The organism is Shewanella sp. Actino-trap-3, from assembly GCF_002836275.1.
Lineage (GTDB): Bacteria > Pseudomonadota > Gammaproteobacteria > Enterobacterales > Shewanellaceae > Shewanella > Shewanella psychromarinicola.
Genome location: NZ_PJCE01000001.1, coordinates 1,106,092 through 1,125,403 on the forward strand (window position 1 = coordinate 1,106,092; position 19,312 = coordinate 1,125,403).

The window sequence follows — 19,312 nt, forward strand, 5'->3', positions numbered from 1 at the left end:
TAAAATGGAATAAGACAACTGTATTAGGCGTGAAAAACAGTATAAAACACTTTTATCTGTGCCATCAAACTGGCAATAACAGCATTTTTGACTGATTAATTTGTTCATTTTACTCTTATGCCTCTTCCACAAGAACAATAAATTCGTTATGGTTCGCTAACTTAAGCCGTATTTAGTTATCGAGAGTAGTATGCGACCCATTATCAAATCCAATAAGCTTGATTCAGTCTGTTACGATATACGTGGACCCGTCCATAAAGAAGCCCGTCGTTTAGAAGACGAAGGCCATCGTATTTTAAAGCTTAATATCGGCAACCCAGCCCCATTTGGATTTGAAGCACCAGAAGAAATCGTCCGAGATGTCATTTTAAACCTACCGAGTGCGCAAGGTTACTGCGAATCGAAAGGCTTATTCTCTGCGCGTAAAGCCATAGTGCAACACTATCAAGCACAAGGCATATTTGGCGTTGATATTGAAGATATCTACATTGGTAATGGTGTATCAGAATTAATTATGATGGCTATGCAAGGCCTACTCAACACCGATGATGAAGTACTCATCCCCTCGCCTGATTATCCATTATGGACTGCGGCAGCAAACCTTGCCGGTGGTAACGCGGTACATTACCGTTGCGATGAAGAAGCCGATTGGTTTCCAGACTTAGACGATATTAAACGCAAAATTAGCAGTCGCACCCGCGCAATAGTGTTGATCAACCCCAATAATCCAACCGGTGCAGTTTACAGTAAAGAATTGTTGTTAGAAGTTATTGAGCTATGTCGTCAACATGATTTGATTTTATTCGCGGATGAGATTTACGACAAAATTCTGTATGACGAAGCTAAGCATATTCCAGCGGCGGGCTTGTCTGATGATATTTTAACCATCACCTTTAATGGCTTATCTAAAGCGTATCGCGCAGCTGGGTTTCGTGTCGGTTGGATGATGTTATCGGGTAATTTAAAAGCCGCCAAAAGCTACATTGAAGGCTTAGAAATGCTCGCCTCAATGCGTTTGTGTGCCAATGTACCCAATCAACATGCTATTCAAACCGCGTTAGGGGGTTATCAGTCAATTAATGAATTGATATTACCAAACGGTCGCTTAACCGTACAACGTGATGCCGTATATGAATTGCTTAATCAAATCCCTGGGGTCAGCTGTAAAAAGCCTAAAGGAGCCTTATACGCGTTTCCGAAGTTAGACATGAAAAAGTTTAATTTACGTGATGACGAACGCTTGGTACTTGATTTATTAAAAACTAAAAAAATTCTGTTAGTACAAGGAACAGCCTTTAATTGGCCAGAGCCCGATCACCTTCGAGTGGTTTTTTTGCCCTATAAAGAAGATTTGGCTAAAGCCCTTACCGAGTTTGGCGCATTCTTAGAAGATTATCGTCAATAGTCTCTTGACACTGCATCTCTAGCACAAAATACTAAGCGACTGAACAGTCGCTTTTTTTTATCGATAAGCTCATGTAAGCTGACTGAATCTATTGAGCGCAGTAAGGAGTCTCATGAGTCATTTATTTGCCCATTTATCGCGGATGAAGCTAATCCAACGTTGGCCGTTAATGCATAACGTGCGTCGCGAAAACGTCCAAGAACATTCACTGCAAGTGGCTATGGTTGCCCACGCTTTAGTGATCATCAGCAATAAGAAATTCGCCACAGACTTAGACGCCAATAAAGCTGCAACGATTGCGATTTATCATGATGCCAGTGAAATTTTAACCGGAGACTTGCCCACACCGGTTAAATATTTTAATAAAGAGATAGAAGCTGAATATAAAAAGATCGAAGCCATAGCCGAACAACGAATGCTTGAAATGGTACCTGATGAATTTAAAGAAGATTACCGCAGTTTATTCATTAGTCAAGATGCTGACCCACAATACAAAGCCATTGTGAAAGCCGCCGATACCTTATGCGCGTATCTTAAATGCTTAGAAGAACAAAAAGCCGGTAACAGCGAATTCAACAGTGCCTGTAAACGTTTAGAACAAATGATAGACGACAACCCTAACCCTGCAGTTGGTTACTTCCGTGATTGTTTTATTCCAAGTTTTACATTGAATTTAGACGAAATTAATCAAATGCTGTAAAGGAATTATATGCCTGATAACACTGTCATGCCCAGTAGTACAGAACATGAGGACTGTTGGCAACAACGTCTACTTGGCGAAGATAAACAACGCCGTAATGATCACCGCAGTCCTTATCAGCGCGATCGTGGCCGAATCCTACATTCTGCCGCATTTCGACGACTTCAAGCCAAAACCCAAGTGCTTGGTATCGGCATGAATGACTTTTATCGCACTCGTTTGACCCATTCGTTGGAAGTCTCTCAAATTGGTACCGGCATCACCGCACAGTTACGTCGTAAGTATCCAGAACTTAAGTACTTGCTTAACTCTATGAGCTTAATTGAATCGATTTGTTTAGCTCACGATATAGGCCACCCACCCTTTGGCCACGGGGGCGAAGTCGCATTAAATTACATGATGCGTCATCATGGTGGATTTGAAGGAAATGGCCAAACATTCCGTATTTTAACCCGTTTAGAGCCCTATACACCGTCATGGGGGATGAATCTGACTCGGCGGACGCTATTGGGTGTGATGAAATACCCCGCAACTCATGGGCAGTTATTTGTTGATCAACACCGTCCAGACATTGCCAATCATCGTCAATTAAAACCATCAGAATGGCCACCAGTAAAAGGCTTGTTTGATGATGATAAACCTATTGTTGATTGGGTATTAGATTCATTATCCGAGTCTGATAGACAGTTGTTTATCACTAGTGAGCAAAATCATACTCACGCCAATTACCCACATCTTAAAACCCGCTATAAGTCCTTTGACTGCTCTATTATGGAGTTGGCTGACGATATTGCTTATGCCGTGCATGATCTAGAAGATGCCATTGTCATGGGGATTGTTAATCAACATCAGTGGCAACGCGATGTGGTTGAGCAGTTAACGGAGATCAAGGATCAATGGCTCATATCGGAAATGGCTCAAATAGGTGACAAACTATTTTCCCATGAGCATCATTTACGCAAAGATGCCATCGGTACCTTAGTCAACGGTTTCGTGACTGCGATTGGCATTACTGCCAATCCACAATTTGAACAAGACTTATTAAAATATAATGCAGAATTAGAGCCAGACTTTGCTTCAGCTTTACATGTACTTAAACAATTGGTGTTTAAGTACGTTATTCGTAAACCCGAAATTCAAATGTTGGAATACAAAGGACAACAAATTGTAATGGAATTGTTTGAAGCGTTTTCCTCTGATCCAGAGCGTCTATTACCGCTCAACACTCGTGAACGATGGTTAGCTGAGTGTAATGAAAACAATAATCCAATGCGGGTTATTGCCGATTATATTTCCGGCATGACTGATGAGTTTGCAGGCCGCTTACATCAGCAATTATTTGGTTCAAAAACCGCAGGCATCATGGAATTAAGTCGCGAGCAATAAGCATAAAAAAGCACTTGGTTGTTCCAACCACCATTGCTGTTCATTCTTATTGGTATACTTGTCCGTCATTAATGGATCTATCGCCATAAACCCAAGGGCAAAAACGCTAGCATTGAGACTAGATAGCGCTTTAGTGAGTGGCAAATCGATACCGTACGGCAAAGATGGTACTTGCGACAGTAACAATATTAGCGCGTAAAACACGCTTTTACTGAGCATCAGTAGTGCCATTTAAACATCAAACCACAACAATCACTCTGTATAATCACCCTTAAGGGGTTAACAGAAGATGAGTTTGGTTTGAGAGTCACCACGTTAATCTAACCAAAGCATACATTCGGCCACATTTAATATTGGCCTTAAAGTGAGTCAATCCGCCCTTATAAATATTGATATCAATCACAATTCACTGATTAAGTAAGCAAAAAACGCTTTAGCATTTGCTTATATGCATTAATCGGTACTAAGATATTTCATACATTCAACAGACTATTTTCAAACTGTTTGATATGGTTAATTAATTAGGTCAAGGTATAAGGTTAAAGGTAAAAGAATTTCAGTGTAAAACAACTAAAAACACACCCCCAAGTCTATTGACCATTGCACTAGTTGATGACGATAGACCCAGTGATGACTGATTTTACGCCATTATTAACTAGTGCCATAAGCAGATCATCATGTTGAGCGAGTATAAGCGTTAGGTCATATCGAAGTGCTGGATGAACAGAAGTTGAATATTAAGTGGCTAAAAAGCATTCAATGCTGTAATAAAATTACATGAGTTACGCTTTTGTGGTCATCATCACAACAAATATAGCCTAAAAGTTGTAATTTTATTTACAAAGAATATTTTGCAAAACTAATTTGTTGAATATTTTTACAGGAAACCACTATGACAGTCACCAATACGCAAGAGCTAGATTTATTAGTAGAACGCGTTGCCAAAGCCCAAGCCGAGTTTGCCAATTTTAGCCAAGAACAAGTTGATATCATCTTTAGGGCGGCCGCTTTAGCCGCTGCAGATGCACGTATATCATTAGCTAAAATGGCCGTAACCGAAACGGGTATGGGTGTATTAGAAGATAAGGTGATTAAAAACCACTTTGCCTCTGAATACATTTATAACAAATACAAAGATGAAAAAACCTGTGGCATTCTATCTGAGGATTTAACCTTTGGTACCATTACCATTGCAGAGCCTGTCGGTATTATTTGCGGTATTGTTCCCACCACGAATCCCACTTCAACCGCTATTTTTAAAGCCCTTATCAGCTTAAAAACCCGTAATGGCATTATTTTCTCACCCCACCCAAGAGCGAAAAACTCAACCACCACAGCAGCTAAAATTGTATTAGATGCCGCAGTGGCCGCGGGTGCGCCTAAAGACATCATTGGCTGGATAGACCAACCGAGTGTTGCACTGTCTAACCAATTAATGACTCATGAAAAAATTAACTTAATTTTAGCTACGGGGGGACCTGGCATGGTTAAAGCCGCCTACTCGTCTGGTAAACCTGCCATTGGTGTGGGCGCGGGTAATACACCGATTGTGATTGACGAAACCGCAGATATTAAACGTGCTGTGAGCTCAATTTTAATGTCAAAAACCTTCGACAATGGCGTAGTTTGTGCCTCTGAACAAGCCGTGATTATTGTGGACAGTATTTACAAGCAAGTAAAAGAGCGCTTTATCAGCCATGGCGGATATATCCTGTCTAAAGCTGAAACCGCAGCAATGCAAACGGTGATCCTTAAAAATGGCGGACTCAATGCTGATATTGTTGGCCAAAGTGCGGTGGCGATTGCTGCAATGGCGGGTTTTGACGTTCCTAGCACCACTAAAGTCCTCATTGGTGAAGTAACTGATATAGATGATGCCGAAGCATTTGCTCACGAGAAGTTGTCTCCGTTATTGGGAATGTATAAAGCAAAAGACTTTAACGAGGCAATGGATAAAGCCGAAGCCTTAGTCACGTTAGGGGGGATTGGCCACACATCAGGTTTATATACCAATCAAGACACCCAAGATGAACGTGTTAAAATCTTTGGTTTTAGAATGAAAACTGCACGTATTCTAATTAATACACCGGCATCTCATGGTGGCATCGGTGACTTGTACAACTTTAAATTAGCGCCGTCGTTAACGCTAGGTTGTGGTTCATGGGGCGGTAATTCAATTTCGGAAAATGTCGGTCCAAGCCACTTGATCAATAAGAAAATGGTCGCTAAGAGGGCTGAAAATATGTTGTGGCACAAACTTCCATCATCTATATACTTCCGCCGCGGCTGTTTACCGATAGCACTAGAAGAGTTAAGTGATAAAAAACGTGCGCTGATCATTACTGACAAATTCTTATTTAATAATGGTTACTGTAACGAGACCTTAAAAATTCTGAAAGCACAGGGTCTTGAAACCGAAATTTTTTATGAAGTAGAAGCAGACCCAACCTTAGCCATTGTTCGCCAAGGTGCAAAAGTCGCCCAAAGCTTCCAACCCGATGTCATTATTGCACTCGGTGGTGGTTCGCCAATGGATGCTGCTAAAATTATTTGGGTGATGTACGAGCACCCTGATGTTGATTTTGCCGATTTAGCACTGCGCTTTATGGATATCCGTAAACGTATATACAAATTCCCTAAAATGGGCGTTAAAGCTCAAATGGTTGCCATTCCGACAACCTCAGGTACAGGTTCAGAAGTGACCCCTTTTGCCGTGGTAACTGATGAAGTAACCGGAATGAAGTATCCTATCGCTGACTATCAATTAACCCCGAATATGGCGATTGTTGATCCTAACTTAGTCATGGATATGCCCAAATCACTCACCGCTTTTGGTGGCATTGATGCTGTTACACATGCGTTAGAAGCTTATGTGAGTGTAATGGCAAACGAATACAGTGATGGCCAAGCGCTACAAGCATTAGACCTATTGTTTACGTACCTACCAGAATCCTATGAGTTTGGTGCAAACGCGCCAGTTGCCCGAGAAAAAGTTCACAATGGTGCGACGATTGCTGGTATTGCTTTTGCCAATGCATTCTTAGGTGTTTGTCACTCAATGGCGCACAAGTTAGGTGCTGAGTTCCACCTAGCACACGGCTTAGCTAACGCGCTGTTAATCTCTAACGTGATCCGCTTTAACGCGACGGATATGCCAACCAAGCAAGCCGCTTTTAGTCAATACGACCGCCCTAAAGCACTGTGTCGTTATGCTGCCATTGCAGATTATTTAAAGCTTGGGGGTAAAACCGATGCTCAAAAAGTTGACAAGCTGATTGAAAAAATCGAAGCGCTGAAAGCAACCATAGGTATTCCTGCATCAATCCAGGACGCCGGTGTTAATGAAGCAGATTTTATCGCTAAACTGGATGAGCTTGCTGAAGATGCTTTTGATGATCAATGTACGGGTGCCAATCCACGTTACCCGTTGATTAAAGAGCTTAAACAAGTGTTATTGGACAGTTTCTATGGCAGAGCTTATAAAGACTAGTCAACTCAATAACAAGCAGTAAGCTTATAACACTACGCCTTACGAGATAATTATCGTAAGGCGTTTTTTTTATACCTTTGACTGTGTAAAAACCTTACAAAACTACTTTGCTAGCGCCAGCATAACAGCGCTGTGAGCATGAATTTGAGTGGTATCATACAAAGGCACATTGCTATGTTGTTGCTGCACCAGTAAGGCTATTTCAGTACAACCTAAAATCACTGCCTCGGCTCCTTGAGCGAATAATTTATCAATAATACTAAGATAGCATTGTCGAGATTGCAGATTAATCTTGCCTAGGCACAACTCTTGATATATCACATTATGGATTAATATTTGATCGTCTGGCGAAGGCACAATGACTTCGATCGGATAGTTATCGGTGATACGCTGCTTATAAAAATCTTGATCCATAGTAAAGCGCGTACCCAATAAGCCCACTTTACCGATACCGTCGGCTAACAACGCCTCGGCGGTGGCATCGGCGATATGTAAAATAGGAATAGAGATTTGTGCTTGAATGTCATCGGCCACTTTGTGCATTGTATTGGTACAAATCAACAAAAAGTCAGCCCCGCCCGCTTCAACAGCCTTAGCCGCATTTGATAAATGAATGGCGGTATCGTCCCACAACCCTTGATGTTGCAATATTTCAATTTCAGCAAAATCGACACTGTACAGACAAATTTTGGCCGAATGAAGTCCGCCTAAAGTAGACTTCACCCCTTGATTAATGGCCTGGTAGTAACTCAGTGTTGACTCCCAACTCATGCCACCTATCATACCGATTGTTTTCATGTTCACTCCTACAACTGAATAGCAAAAAGTCCCTATAGTCATGATTGGCCAGATGGAACCTTACTTCGAAATAACACACTTATATCCTAAGCCGTATTATCGTTATTCAGGCTTCGGATAATATAACCTCAATACAAAATAAGAGATAAGCCAAATGGATAAAAATCAGCATCTTTGACATATTGCATATCAAACTTGCCTAGCGTTCTGCTAACAAGACCCATTTATACGGAAATACCTGCCTATGACAGGTTACTACAACGGCATTAGCTGGACACAAGAGTTGCTTAATAACCGTTTACTATCTCAAATGCAGCTATCTAGTAATAAGCCCCCTTCGTGCCGCTATCCACAACTTACCCTATTATTGTTGTTTATTAGTCTTATTTGGCTAGATAACAAAAAAACAGCTCAGGCTGGTTTTAGTGGCGCCAATGACACTGGCTATTTCTGTTGGTCACTAGTGGCTCTGTTATGACTTAAATGACATTGCACCTAAGTAATCTTTTTTACCGACTTCAACCCCATTATGACGCAAGATTGAATAGGCGGTTGTGATATGGAAATGAACATTAGGGATTGCATGCTCAAGTAAGAAATCGTGGCCGGTAAGGTATTTATCGTTCCAACGATGATGAGTGATCTTACGGGTTTGGGCACCAACAAAATCTTCTGCTTTAAAAGTGGCTAAATATCCAATAACCGAGGTTATGCGGGTTTGTAATTCTGCCACAGTCGTTTCATTATCTTCATGTTTTGGCGCACTGTCTTGTTGACCCGTTAACCGCGCAACCGATAATTTTGCGGTATCACACGCGATTTGTACTTGGCGAATTAAGTTGAATTGATCTGCTGCTAAACGTGAGTTAAGTAATACCGACATTTCAATCTTTTTAGCATCGGCAAAGTCTTCCCCTTTCGCAAGAATTGAACTTAAGTTATTGAGCATTTTACTAAATTGCACAACCGTTAAATCATAAAACATAGAGAATACCTCTTAAAAATGAATGAGTTTGCATCGTTTTAGGCTTAAAACATCAATAATCGTATACTTATCAACAATAACGCTTAGATTATCACCAACGCTTAGATTACACCAAACTGAATAATAAGAACTTTTCATAAATTAAGTTAATGATATACACAGTAAACTATCGATAATAAAAAACCAGCTTAAGCTGGTTTTTTAGGTCACACAATCAATGTATTACAAAGCCGCCAGGGCTTCTTTACACAATTGTGTAATGCGATCCCACTCTTCGTTATCTACAGCATCAGTCGGTGCAATCCAGCTGCCGCCAATGCAATCAACATTTGATAATGCTAAATAATCTTTATAAGTCGCTGGGCTGATCCCGCCAGTTGGACAGAATCGGATCTCAGACAGTGGGCCAGAGAAAGACTTTAATACATTAACGCCACCCGAGGCTTCTGCGGGGAAAAACTTGAAGTGAGTGTAACCCAACTCCATACCCACCATAATCTCTGAAATACTCGCGACACCTGGAATTAACGGCACAGTGCCTTTCTTGGCCGCTTTTAATAGATCAACCGTTGCACCCGGGGTAATGATAAATTGCGAACCCGCATCAATAGCTTGTTGTAACTGGGCTTCATTTAAAATGGTCCCTGCACCAACCAATGCTTCTGGCACTTCTTTAGCAATTTTAGCTATCGCTTCTAACGCACATGGAGTTCGTAAAGTGACTTCTAAAACACTAATGCCGCCAGCCACTAACGCTTTTGCTAATGGGACAGCGTGTTCAAGTTTATTAATGACCATGACCGGAACAACCGGGCTGCGTTTAAACACGTCTTGTGGTTGGAGCAACCAATTATTAGGCTCAAGCATATTACAGTCTTCCTTTGTCGTTAGTATAATTCATCAATCGCATTAGTACTGCGAGCACCTGTTTCTGGGCTGCTCAAACTGCTACGTAGCGCGCCAAACAACTCACGGCCCATGCCATAACTTGAATGATGTAAATCCACTATCCCTGCGGTTCTGCTTGCAAGTGTCTTCTCGTCAACAAACAGGGTTAATTCACCCGTTGTAGCATCAACACGAATTAAATCACCGTTTTCAACTTTGGCAATCAAACCACCGTCTAGCGCTTCTGGGGTTAAATGAATTGCTGCAGGTACTTTACCTGATGCACCTGACATACGGCCGTCAGTCACTAGTGCAACTTTAAAACCTTTGTCTTGTAGGGTACCTAAATAAGGTGTGAGTTTATGCAGCTCAGGCATGCCGTTAGCTTTAGGGCCTTGACCTCTAACAACCACAACACAATCTCTGTCAAGCTCACCCGCTTGGAATAGTGCATCGAGTTTGTTTTGATCATCAATCACAATCGCAGGACCTTCAACTACGCGATTTTTATCGGGCACTGCAGATACTTTAATCACTGCGCGGCCTAAGTTACCTTTGAGCAATTTCAAACCGCCATTATGTTGAAATGGTGTTGCAAGGTGGGTTAACACTTCTTTGTCTAAGCTTTCAGTGACACCATCAACCCACTTAAGCTCGCCATCAAACAAACGAGGTTCTTGGGTATATCGACGTAAGCCATAACCTGCAACGGTATTGACATCTTCATGCAATAAGCCACCATCAAGTAACTCTTTAACCAACAACGCCATGCCACCTGCTGCATGGAAGTGATTAATATCGGCATGACCATTTGGATATACGCGGGCTAATAATGGTACTGCATCAGATAAATCAGAAAAATCATCCCAATTAACGATAATGCCAGCGGCGCGAGCTGCAGCGACAATGTGCATGGTTAAGTTAGTTGAACCACCGGTCGCGAGAATACCCACAATGCCATTAACTACCGACTTTTCAGAGACCAGTTCACCAATCGGAGTGTACTGTGTACCCATTGCGGTTAGGCGGCACACTTGTTTGGCAGCCATTTTGCTTAATTCATCACGTAATGGATCATCAGGATTAACAAACGATGAACCAGGTAATTGTAACCCCATGATTTCAAGCATTAACTGGTTAGAGTTAGCCGTACCATAAAAGGTACATGTGCCGGCGCTATGATATGACTTAGCTTCTGCTTCAAGCAATGCGGCACGATCAACCTGCCCTTGGGCAAATTGTTGACGAATACGCGCTTTTTCTTTATTTGGAATACCTGACTTCATTGGACCAGCAGGCACAAATAACATCGGCAAATGACCAAAGCTTAATGCACCGATTAATAAACCAGGAACGATTTTGTCACAAATACCCAGTAGTAGCGCACCATCAAACATATTGTGCGACAAACCAACTGCAGTAGACATAGCAATAACTTCACGACTCAGTAAGCTAAGTTCCATGCCTGGCTGACCTTGGGTCACACCGTCACACATGGCAGGAACACCTGCCGCGACTTGTGCCACACTACCCACATCCATACACGCTTGCTTAAGCATATTTGGATAAGTTTCATAGGGTTGATGTGCTGACAACATGTCATTAAATGCAGTCACAATACCAATATTGGCTTTCGTTAGCTGGCGTAAAGAATCTTTTGCTACCGGCTGACAGGCTGCAAAACCATGGGCCAAATTGCCACAACTTAATGCACTACGATGAACCCCTTGGGCTTTAGCATCGTTTAGCGCGGTTAAATACGTTGATCGAGATTGTTGACTACGAGCAATAATTCTATCGGTAACGGCTTGTACTACTGAATGCATGGTAAAACTCCTTACGCGCTATAGAACACATCAACGGGCGTTTTATGCTGCGCTAATACGGCTCTAATGGGCATTTGAGTAACATCATCATTCTCGAGAGCCTGATGATATACAGTTAATTTTGGTTCTCCGACAAGATGCAAATAAATCTGACGACTATTTAAAATGGCATCTTTAGACAATGTGATACGTGCATGCGGCGCGGTAGTTGGGTTAACAGCTACACATACCGCTTTGGTATTTAAGGTATTATCAAGCTCTGCACTGCAAGGAAACCATGAACATGTATGGCCATCAGTACCCATTCCCAGTATCACCACGTCAAAAGGACGGGGGAAATTAGCTAACGATTCGCTGGTCATGTCGCAACCCGCTTCAGGCGTCGCAAACATATTTTTCAAACCGCGAAACTTAGCGCTAGCGGCACGATTTTGCAGAAAATGCTGACGAACTAACCTTTCATTTGAATCATTTTCATCAGTGTCAACCCAGCGTTCATCGGCCAAAGTAATATAAACATCACTCCAATCAACAAGCTTATGACTCAATAGCTCAAATAATTTCACGGGTGTTGAGCCGCCAGAAACCACTAAGCTGGCTTTACCACGGGTATCAACAGCATCTTGTAATTGCCTAGCAATTTTATCGGCTAATTTAGCGTCTAAATCAGCGGGTGTATTGAACGATTTAAATACGGCTTCTTTAATCATGTTTACTCCCTACTCGTCCCAAGAACGACCATCTTTGGTTATCAATGCAACGGATGCAACAGGTCCCCACGTGCCAGCAGGGTATGGTTTAGGTTTTTCGCCACTTTGTTCCCATGACTGAATAATACCATCGACCCATGTCCACGCTTGCTCAACTTCATCACGACGAACAAACAGCGCTTGATTACCAAGCATGGCTTCAAGTAACAAACGCTCATAAGCATCTGCAATGCGTTCATTTTTAAAGGTGTCACTGAAACTTAAATCAAGCTTAGTGGTTTGAAGACGTTGCTTTTGCTCAAGACCTGGCACCTTGTTCATCATCTGAATTTCAACCCCTTCGTGAGGTTGCAAACGAATAGTCAGTTTATTCGGTGGGAGATTACGGTAGCTTGCACGGTATAAGTTATGCGGTGGGTTTTTAAAGTACACCACAATTTCACTGCTCTTAAATGGCATACGCTTACCACTGCGCAAGTAGAATGGTACGCCAGCCCAACGCCAGTTATCGATATCTACACGTAACGCCACAAAGGTTTCGGTATTCGATTGGGTGTTGGCATCTTCTTCTTCAAGATAACCAGGAACGGGTGAGCCTTTTAAGAAGCCGGCACTGTATTGACCCCGAACAGTATTTTCATACACATTCTCTTGGTTAATGGGACGCAGTGACTTAAGCACTTTTACTTTTTCGTCACGAATACTGTCAGCATCTAAATTGACCGGTGGATCCATCGCAACCAAGGTTAACACTTGTAATAAATGGTTTTGGATCATGTCGCGCATTTGTCCAGCGCCATCAAAGTAGCCCCAACGCCCTTCAATACCGACTTCTTCAGCAACCGTGATCTGGACATGATCAATCGTACGGTTATCCCATTTAGAGGCAAATAAAGAATTAGCAAAACGCAGAGCAATTAGATTTTGTACCGTTTCTTTACCAAGATAATGATCGATACGATATACCTGATTCTCATTGAAAAATTCAGCCACTTGGTTATTAATTACATGTGATGATTCCAAGTCGGTACCAATCGGCTTTTCAAGCACAACACGGGTATCAGATTGAATCAGGTTTTGTGCATGTAAACAGCGGCAGATGACACCAAAAATCGAAGGAGGCGTTGCGAAGTAATTCACCATGACGCGCTTACTGGGTTCAAGTAAATCGTGGAAGGCACGATAACCTTCAGGATCTTTAAAATTGGTACCAATATAATGACAACGACTGAGGAAGCGCGCTAGCGTGGTTGGGCAAAGTTCGTCTTTTACAAATGTATTTAATGCTTTAGTAACGAGGGCGATAAACTCTTCTTGAGTAAATGCGTCTTTTGCTACACCGATTACCTTGGTTTCTTTATCAAGCAATTCTGCTTTATCTAGCTGATATAGGGAAGGTAATAGTTTACGCCTAGCTAAATCGCCTTTAGTACCGAAAAGTACGAAGTCACAAGCCTTGGCTCCAATTGATTTGCCCATTGCTTAAAGCTCTCCTGATTATATGTGTGTGTCATGTTCCAATTTGGTCAATGAATAAATGAATAAAAGCACACTTTTGTTGTAATATAACAACAGAATTTAAATTTTGCATCTTTAATTTGCATTTATTGTATTGTTTTTAATCTAGTCATGTGTATCTATTATCTGCTATGATTTTCTACCAATAACAAAGATTGAGAACCATTTAACCATGATCTATGTATTGAAAAATAATTACGGATTACTACCATAAGTAAATAAATAACTTAATTTACGTAATTCCTGTAAGTTATGATATAAAATTACATTACCTACTTTTAGCTACTTTCTAGCGGATGCATGCTTATGAATACCCTTGAAAAGGTTCAAAAAAGCCTTACCCAATTTAGTAAATCGGAACGTAAAGTTGCCGAAGTCATATTAGCCTCACCGCAAACAGCTATACATTCAAGTATCGCCACCTTAGCCAAGATGGCTGATGTAAGTGAGCCAACCGTCAATCGCTTTTGTCGTCGACTAGACACTAAGGGGTTCCCTGATTTTAAGTTACATTTGGCTCAAAGTCTTGCTAACGGTACACCTTATGTTAGCCGTCACGTTGAAGAAGATGATTCACCCGATTCATATACCACAAAAATCTTCGAATCATCAATGGCATCGCTTGATACTGCACGCCAAAGTTTAGACACAGCGGCGATAAATAAAGCCGTTGATATTCTAACTCAAGCTAAGACTATTTCATTTTTTGGCCTTGGTGCCTCAGCCTCTGTAGCCCATGATGCGCAAAACAAGTTCTTTCGCTTTAATGTACCAGTGATATGTTTCGATGATGTGTTAATGCAGCGCATGAGCTGTATTAACTGTAATGAAGGCGACGTAGTGGTATTAATCTCGCACACTGGCCGGACTAAATCACTGATTGAAATAGCCCGTATCGCTCGTGAAAATGGCGCCGCAGTCATTGGTATTACAGCCCGTAATTCGCCACTTTCTCTGGAATGTACATTACCTGTAACAATGGAAGTGCCCGAAGATACTGACATGTATTTACCAATGGCATCGCGCTTAGCGCAACTGGTTACCATAGACGTATTGGCAACAGGGTTTACCTTACGCCGAGGCCCTCGTTTTCGTGATAATTTAAAACGCGTTAAAGAAGTATTAAAAGAATCTCGAGTGAACAAAGATTTGACTATTTAAATCGATGGCCGATTAAACAAGATGTTACGGATGATTAGACTGAGGATCGATAGACTCAACAACTATCATCAATCGACACAACTCATTCTCATTTATACAGTGAATTTTGCACAAAGCTTACAAGATAACTGGTAAATAATTACACAATTCAGTTATGTTTAATCGTGTAAATTATCACGTCTCGCAATCAAATATTGTTCATAAGGCCAAACGGTTTATTCTGTTTGGCTTTTTTTATTGCAAAAATCGCTGATCTGTCACATAAATCACACAATAAAAACGATCTTTTTGTTTGTAACTTTACTACATTTGTTGAGAATGTCTGTTAATATAGTTACATCATTTAAGTGCCGAGATTGCTTAAGCACTTTAAATAACCAAATTCTATTTAACACAAAATCTTTCTTATCATTAACGGAGTATCTTATGTTCCGCAGAACTAAAATCGTTACTACACTAGGGCCAGCAACTGATCGCGATGACAATTTACGTAAAATTATCGTGGCAGGTGCTAACGTTGTTAGACTTAACTTCTCACACGGTTCACCAGAAGATCATTTAAAGCGTGCTACAGATACACGTAGAATTGCTAAAGAATTGGGCAAACACGTCGCTATTTTAGGTGACTTGCAAGGGCCTAAAATTCGTATTTCTACCTTTAAAGATAACAAAAAAATCAAGCTTAACTTAGGTGATGCTTTTATCCTTGATGCTGATTTAGCAAAGGGCGAAGGTGATGAAACTCAAGTGGGTATCGATTACAAGCAATTACCTAATGATGTCGTTATTGGCGATATATTAATGCTTGATGATGGCCGAGTGCAGTTAAAAGTTGAACGTGTTGAGGCTAATAAAGTCTTCACCAGCGTTACAATAGCAGGCCCGTTATCAAATAACAAAGGCATCAACAAAAAAGGCGGCGGCTTAACCGCTCCTGCCCTCACTGAAAAAGACATGGCTGATATCAAAACAGCTGCGTTGATTGATGTTGATTACTTAGCGGTATCGTTTCCTCGAACGGGTGCGGATCTTGATTTAGCGCGTTCGTTAGCACTTGAAGCGGGCAGTAAAGCATTAATTGTCGCTAAAGTTGAACGTGCAGAAGCGGTTGAATCTGACGAAGCTATGGACGATGTTATCCGGGCATCAGACGTCGTCATGGTTGCTCGTGGTGACTTAGGTGTTGAAATCGGCGATGCGGCACTTGTTGCTGTACAAAAACGGTTAATTGAACGTTCGCGTCAACTCAACAAAGCCGTGATCACTGCAACACAAATGATGGAATCAATGATTTCAAGCCCAATGCCAACACGTGCAGAAGTGATGGACGTGGCTAACGCAGTGTTAGACGGTACTGATGCGGTGATGCTTTCAGCAGAAACCGCTGCGGGCGATTTCCCTGAAGAAACCGTTCTGGCAATGGCTAACGTTTGTTTAGGCGCAGAGTTGCACCCAAGTGTAAATGTGTCTAAGCACCGTATGGATGAACGTTTCTCTTCAGTTGAAGAAACGATTGCACTATCAACCATGTATGCTGCTAACCACTTGCCAGGTGTTAAAGCGATTATTTCGTTAACTGAATCTGGCGCGACAGCTAAATTAATGTCACGTATCAGCTCTGGTTTGCCGATTTTTGCATTATCACGTCATCAAAAAACATTAGCTAGCATGGCTATGTTCCGTGGTGTACAGCCTATTGAGTTTGATTCAACAGCTTATCCTGCTGATGAATTAGCTAAAGAAGCATTAAACTGCATGGTTAACGCCGGTTATTTGGTCAGTGGTGATCTGGTACTGATGACTAAAGGTGACGCGATGGAAACCATCGGTGGCACTAACACTTGTAAAGTACTTATCGTTGCTTAATCAACAACTACGCGTAACGAGTAACACTCAATAGTTTTTATATTGTGATTATCTCGTTAACCCTAAAGCCAGTCTTCGGATTGGCTTTTTTATGGGTTAAATTTAGAACGTTAATAACGCTAATAACGCTAATAATGAACAGCCTACCCCCCCAAAACTCGCCCATCCCTCCCTTGTTGTATTTCTAACAATGTCTGTTTATCCCCTTATCGTAATAAAATAAACCCCGACAGAGTCAGGGTTTATTTGGCGCCAATGATTTACATCAAAGACTCACATAAAAGTAATCAACTTACATTATAGCGTTTCAAAGTCATTGACGTTAATAGCGGCTAAACGCAATACATCTGCTTCGACAAGCTGTTTATGTTCAGCTTCAGTGATAATGTCTTTTGCTAACGCTACGTCAAATAACTCAAGCATTGGAAGCTTGGATTTTATATGACCGCTACGTTGAGCTTTCTTCAACTTTTTATACAGCTCTTTGGCAGCATATTTGGCTAAGAACGCCTGCTCTACTTCCGCAATACCACTTTGGTCATCTTCAACATCACTACAAAGGAAAGTAATACGGTCTCGTGCCGGTCCAGGCTTTAGCATACCGGTCACTAAATCGACCGCCAACTTGTCGCTTGGTGCGTTGAAGTGATTCCCTAATGGAAAAATCAATACTCGCAGTAATACTGCCGCGATTTTGCTTGGAAAATTATGGATAGCGTCATTCAACGCTTTAGCCGCTAAATGTAAACGCTCCGTCATCACATAATGCACTGCAGGTAAATCATCTTGTTGACGACCATTATCTTCAAACAGTTTCAACGTGGCGGACGCTAGGTATAGCTGACTTAATACATCACCCATACGTGCAGAGAGCATTTCTTTACGTTTAAGGTCGCCGCCCATTATCAACATCGAAACATCAGTCATGATGGCAAGTGATGAAGAGATACGCGTCATATCACGATAATATTGCTGCGTCGGACCGCTCACTGGCGCACTGGCAAAACGACTGCCCGTTAGCGCATTACCCAATGATCGTAAGGCGTTACCGGTGGCATAACCTATGTGTCCCAGTAACAGAGAATCGAAACGATCTAATGCTGATGTTTCATCTTCCATCGCCGCGGCTTCCATTTCAGCCAAAACGTAGGGATGACAGCGCGTTGCACCTTGGCCAAAAATCATCAATGACCGAGTCAAAATGTTTGCACCTTCTACGGTAATTGAAATAGGAGTTGCCATGTATGCATGACCTAAATAGTTTTTAGGTCCTAATTGGATGCCTTTACCCGACTGGATGTCCATTGCGTCTTCTAATACATCACGACCTAACTCTGTCATATGGTATTTAGCAATTGCGGTAACTACAGAAGGTTTAACTTTTAAGTCGATACCTTGAGTGGTTAAACGACGGGCGGCTTCAAGCTGGTAAGTATTGGCAATAATACGCGCCATGGCCTCTTGTACGCCTTCAAAGTGACCGATTGGCATACCGAACTGTTGACGAACGTAACTATACGCTGTGGTCGTTTTAGTGGCCACATGGCCAGATGCAGTAGCAAGCGCAGGTAATGAAATACCACGTCCTGCAGACAAACACTCAACCAGCATACGCCAGCCTTTACCCGCAAACTGAGGTCCACCAATAATCCAATCCAATGGAATGAATACATCTTCACCACTGGTAGTACCGTTCATAAACCCCATCATTAATGGATTATGACGACGGCCGATTTCAACGCCTTGATGATCCGTTGGGATCAACGCACAAGTAATACCTAGGTTTTTAATCTCACCTAACAAACCGTCAGGATCGCGCATTTGGAATGCTAAACCTAATACTGTCGCTACAGGCGCTAAGGTAATGTAACGTTTGTTCCAAGTTAAACTTAAGCCTAATGTTTCTTCGCCTTCAAACTCACGACGACACACAATACCCAAGTCAGGGATTGCGCCAGCATCACTGCCCGCTTCTGGACCCGTTAACGCGAAACAGGGAATATCTTTACCCACAGCTAACGATGGCAACCAACGCTCTTTTTGCTCTTGAGTGCCGTAATGCGTTAATAGCTCACCTGGGCCTAACGAGTTAGGCACCATTACGGTAACGGCAGCACTGACACTGCGGGTGGCAATTTTAGCCACAATCGTTGAGTTTGCATAAGCTGAAAATTCACGCCCGCCGTACTTTTTAGGAATAATTAACGCAAAGAAGCCTTGTTCTTTAAAATATTGCCATAACTCTGGCGGTAAATCTTTACGATTATGGACAATATCGAAATCGTCAATCATGGTTAATGCGGTTTGTACTTGGTTATCAATAAAGTCTTTTTCTTCTGCACTTAACGTTGGTTTACCATAACCATGTAAGGTGTTCCAGTTTGGTTTCCCGCGGAATAACTCACCTTCCCACCAAACATCACCGGCTTCCATTGCTTCTTTCTCGGTACTCGACAATGGAGGCAACACTTTTTTGAAAAATGAGAATACTGGACGCGTGATAAATTGCATCCTGATATTACGTACGCCAAAGAGGACGATGATCGCTATAATAAGCAATATGACGATAGTCATTTTAT

At 41.8% G+C, this 19,312-nt stretch carries 14 protein-coding genes; 6 read left to right on the forward strand and 8 right to left on the reverse strand.

Annotation, left to right across the window (positions count from 1 at the left end; translation table 11 throughout):
- Nucleotides 1-190 precede the first annotated feature (190 nt).
- The 3 genes from CXF80_RS04705 to CXF80_RS04715 all read left to right on the forward strand — a co-directional run bounded on the left by CXF80_RS04705 (nucleotide 191) and on the right by CXF80_RS04715 (nucleotide 3,491).
- Nucleotides 191-1,405 (forward strand): pyridoxal phosphate-dependent aminotransferase, encoded by a 1,215-nt coding sequence (locus CXF80_RS04705; RefSeq protein ID WP_101031711.1) that lies wholly within the window; start codon nucleotides 191-193, stop codon nucleotides 1,403-1,405.
- Between the two features lie 112 nt (nucleotides 1,406-1,517).
- Entirely contained in the window at nucleotides 1,518-2,105 is a 588-nt protein-coding gene (gene yfbR, locus CXF80_RS04710; RefSeq protein ID WP_101031713.1) for a 5'-deoxynucleotidase, read from the forward strand.
- Nucleotides 2,106-2,114: 9 nt separating this feature from the next.
- A complete protein-coding gene (locus CXF80_RS04715) occupies nucleotides 2,115-3,491 on the forward strand; it encodes an anti-phage deoxyguanosine triphosphatase (RefSeq protein WP_443018994.1) in 1,377 nt (458 codons plus the stop codon).
- On the opposite strand, the gene CXF80_RS04720 is transcribed toward CXF80_RS04715, so the two are convergent.
- The gene (locus tag CXF80_RS04720; RefSeq protein WP_101031715.1) at nucleotides 3,474-3,710 is read right to left on the reverse strand and encodes a hypothetical protein; all 237 of its coding nucleotides are present in this window, start codon (nucleotides 3,708-3,710) and stop codon (nucleotides 3,474-3,476) included. The two genes, CXF80_RS04715 and CXF80_RS04720, sit on opposite strands and share 18 nt — an antisense overlap.
- 673 nt (nucleotides 3,711-4,383) lie before the next feature.
- On the opposite strand from CXF80_RS04720, the gene adhE reads away from it, so the two are divergent.
- Complete coding sequence (gene adhE / locus CXF80_RS04725; RefSeq protein ID WP_101031717.1) at nucleotides 4,384-6,981, forward strand: bifunctional acetaldehyde-CoA/alcohol dehydrogenase; 2,598 nt, start codon at nucleotides 4,384-4,386, stop codon at nucleotides 6,979-6,981.
- 102 nt (nucleotides 6,982-7,083) lie between these two features.
- On the opposite strand, the gene CXF80_RS04730 is transcribed toward adhE, so the two are convergent.
- The 6 genes from CXF80_RS04730 to zwf all read right to left on the reverse strand — a co-directional run bounded on the left by CXF80_RS04730 (nucleotide 7,084) and on the right by zwf (nucleotide 13,667).
- A complete protein-coding gene (locus CXF80_RS04730) occupies nucleotides 7,084-7,779 on the reverse strand; it encodes an aspartate/glutamate racemase family protein (RefSeq protein ID WP_101031719.1) in 696 nt (231 codons plus the stop codon).
- Nucleotides 7,780-8,251: 472 nt separating this feature from the next.
- Nucleotides 8,252-8,764: a DUF1993 domain-containing protein gene (locus tag CXF80_RS04740; RefSeq protein WP_101031723.1), complete on the reverse strand. Its 513-nt coding sequence runs from the start codon at nucleotides 8,762-8,764 to the stop codon at nucleotides 8,252-8,254.
- A 222-nt stretch (nucleotides 8,765-8,986) separates the two neighbouring features.
- A complete protein-coding gene (locus CXF80_RS04745) occupies nucleotides 8,987-9,631 on the reverse strand; it encodes a bifunctional 4-hydroxy-2-oxoglutarate aldolase/2-dehydro-3-deoxy-phosphogluconate aldolase (RefSeq protein ID WP_101031725.1) in 645 nt (214 codons plus the stop codon).
- A gap of 20 nt (nucleotides 9,632-9,651) precedes the next feature.
- Complete coding sequence (edd, locus tag CXF80_RS04750; protein WP_101031727.1) at nucleotides 9,652-11,478, reverse strand: phosphogluconate dehydratase; 1,827 nt, start codon at nucleotides 11,476-11,478, stop codon at nucleotides 9,652-9,654.
- A gap of 11 nt (nucleotides 11,479-11,489) precedes the next feature.
- Complete coding sequence (pgl, locus tag CXF80_RS04755) at nucleotides 11,490-12,188, reverse strand: 6-phosphogluconolactonase (protein ID WP_101031729.1); 699 nt, start codon at nucleotides 12,186-12,188, stop codon at nucleotides 11,490-11,492.
- 9 nt (nucleotides 12,189-12,197) lie between these two features.
- The gene (gene zwf, locus CXF80_RS04760) at nucleotides 12,198-13,667 is read right to left on the reverse strand and encodes a glucose-6-phosphate dehydrogenase (RefSeq protein WP_101031731.1); all 1,470 of its coding nucleotides are present in this window, start codon (nucleotides 13,665-13,667) and stop codon (nucleotides 12,198-12,200) included.
- 345 nt (nucleotides 13,668-14,012) lie between these two features.
- Here zwf and CXF80_RS04765 point away from each other — a divergent pair, with 345 nt between their 5' ends.
- Both CXF80_RS04765 and pyk read left to right on the forward strand, forming a co-directional pair.
- Complete coding sequence (locus tag CXF80_RS04765; protein WP_101031733.1) at nucleotides 14,013-14,867, forward strand: MurR/RpiR family transcriptional regulator; 855 nt, start codon at nucleotides 14,013-14,015, stop codon at nucleotides 14,865-14,867.
- A 426-nt stretch (nucleotides 14,868-15,293) separates the two neighbouring features.
- Nucleotides 15,294-16,733, forward strand: a complete 1,440-nt coding sequence (gene pyk / locus CXF80_RS04770) for a pyruvate kinase (protein WP_101031735.1) — start codon at nucleotides 15,294-15,296, stop codon at nucleotides 16,731-16,733.
- 297 nt (nucleotides 16,734-17,030) lie between these two features.
- On the opposite strand, the gene CXF80_RS04775 is transcribed toward pyk, so the two are convergent.
- Complete coding sequence (locus tag CXF80_RS04775) at nucleotides 17,031-19,307, reverse strand: acyl-CoA dehydrogenase (RefSeq protein WP_101031737.1); 2,277 nt, start codon at nucleotides 19,305-19,307, stop codon at nucleotides 17,031-17,033.
- Nucleotides 19,308-19,312: the final 5 nt, after the last annotated feature.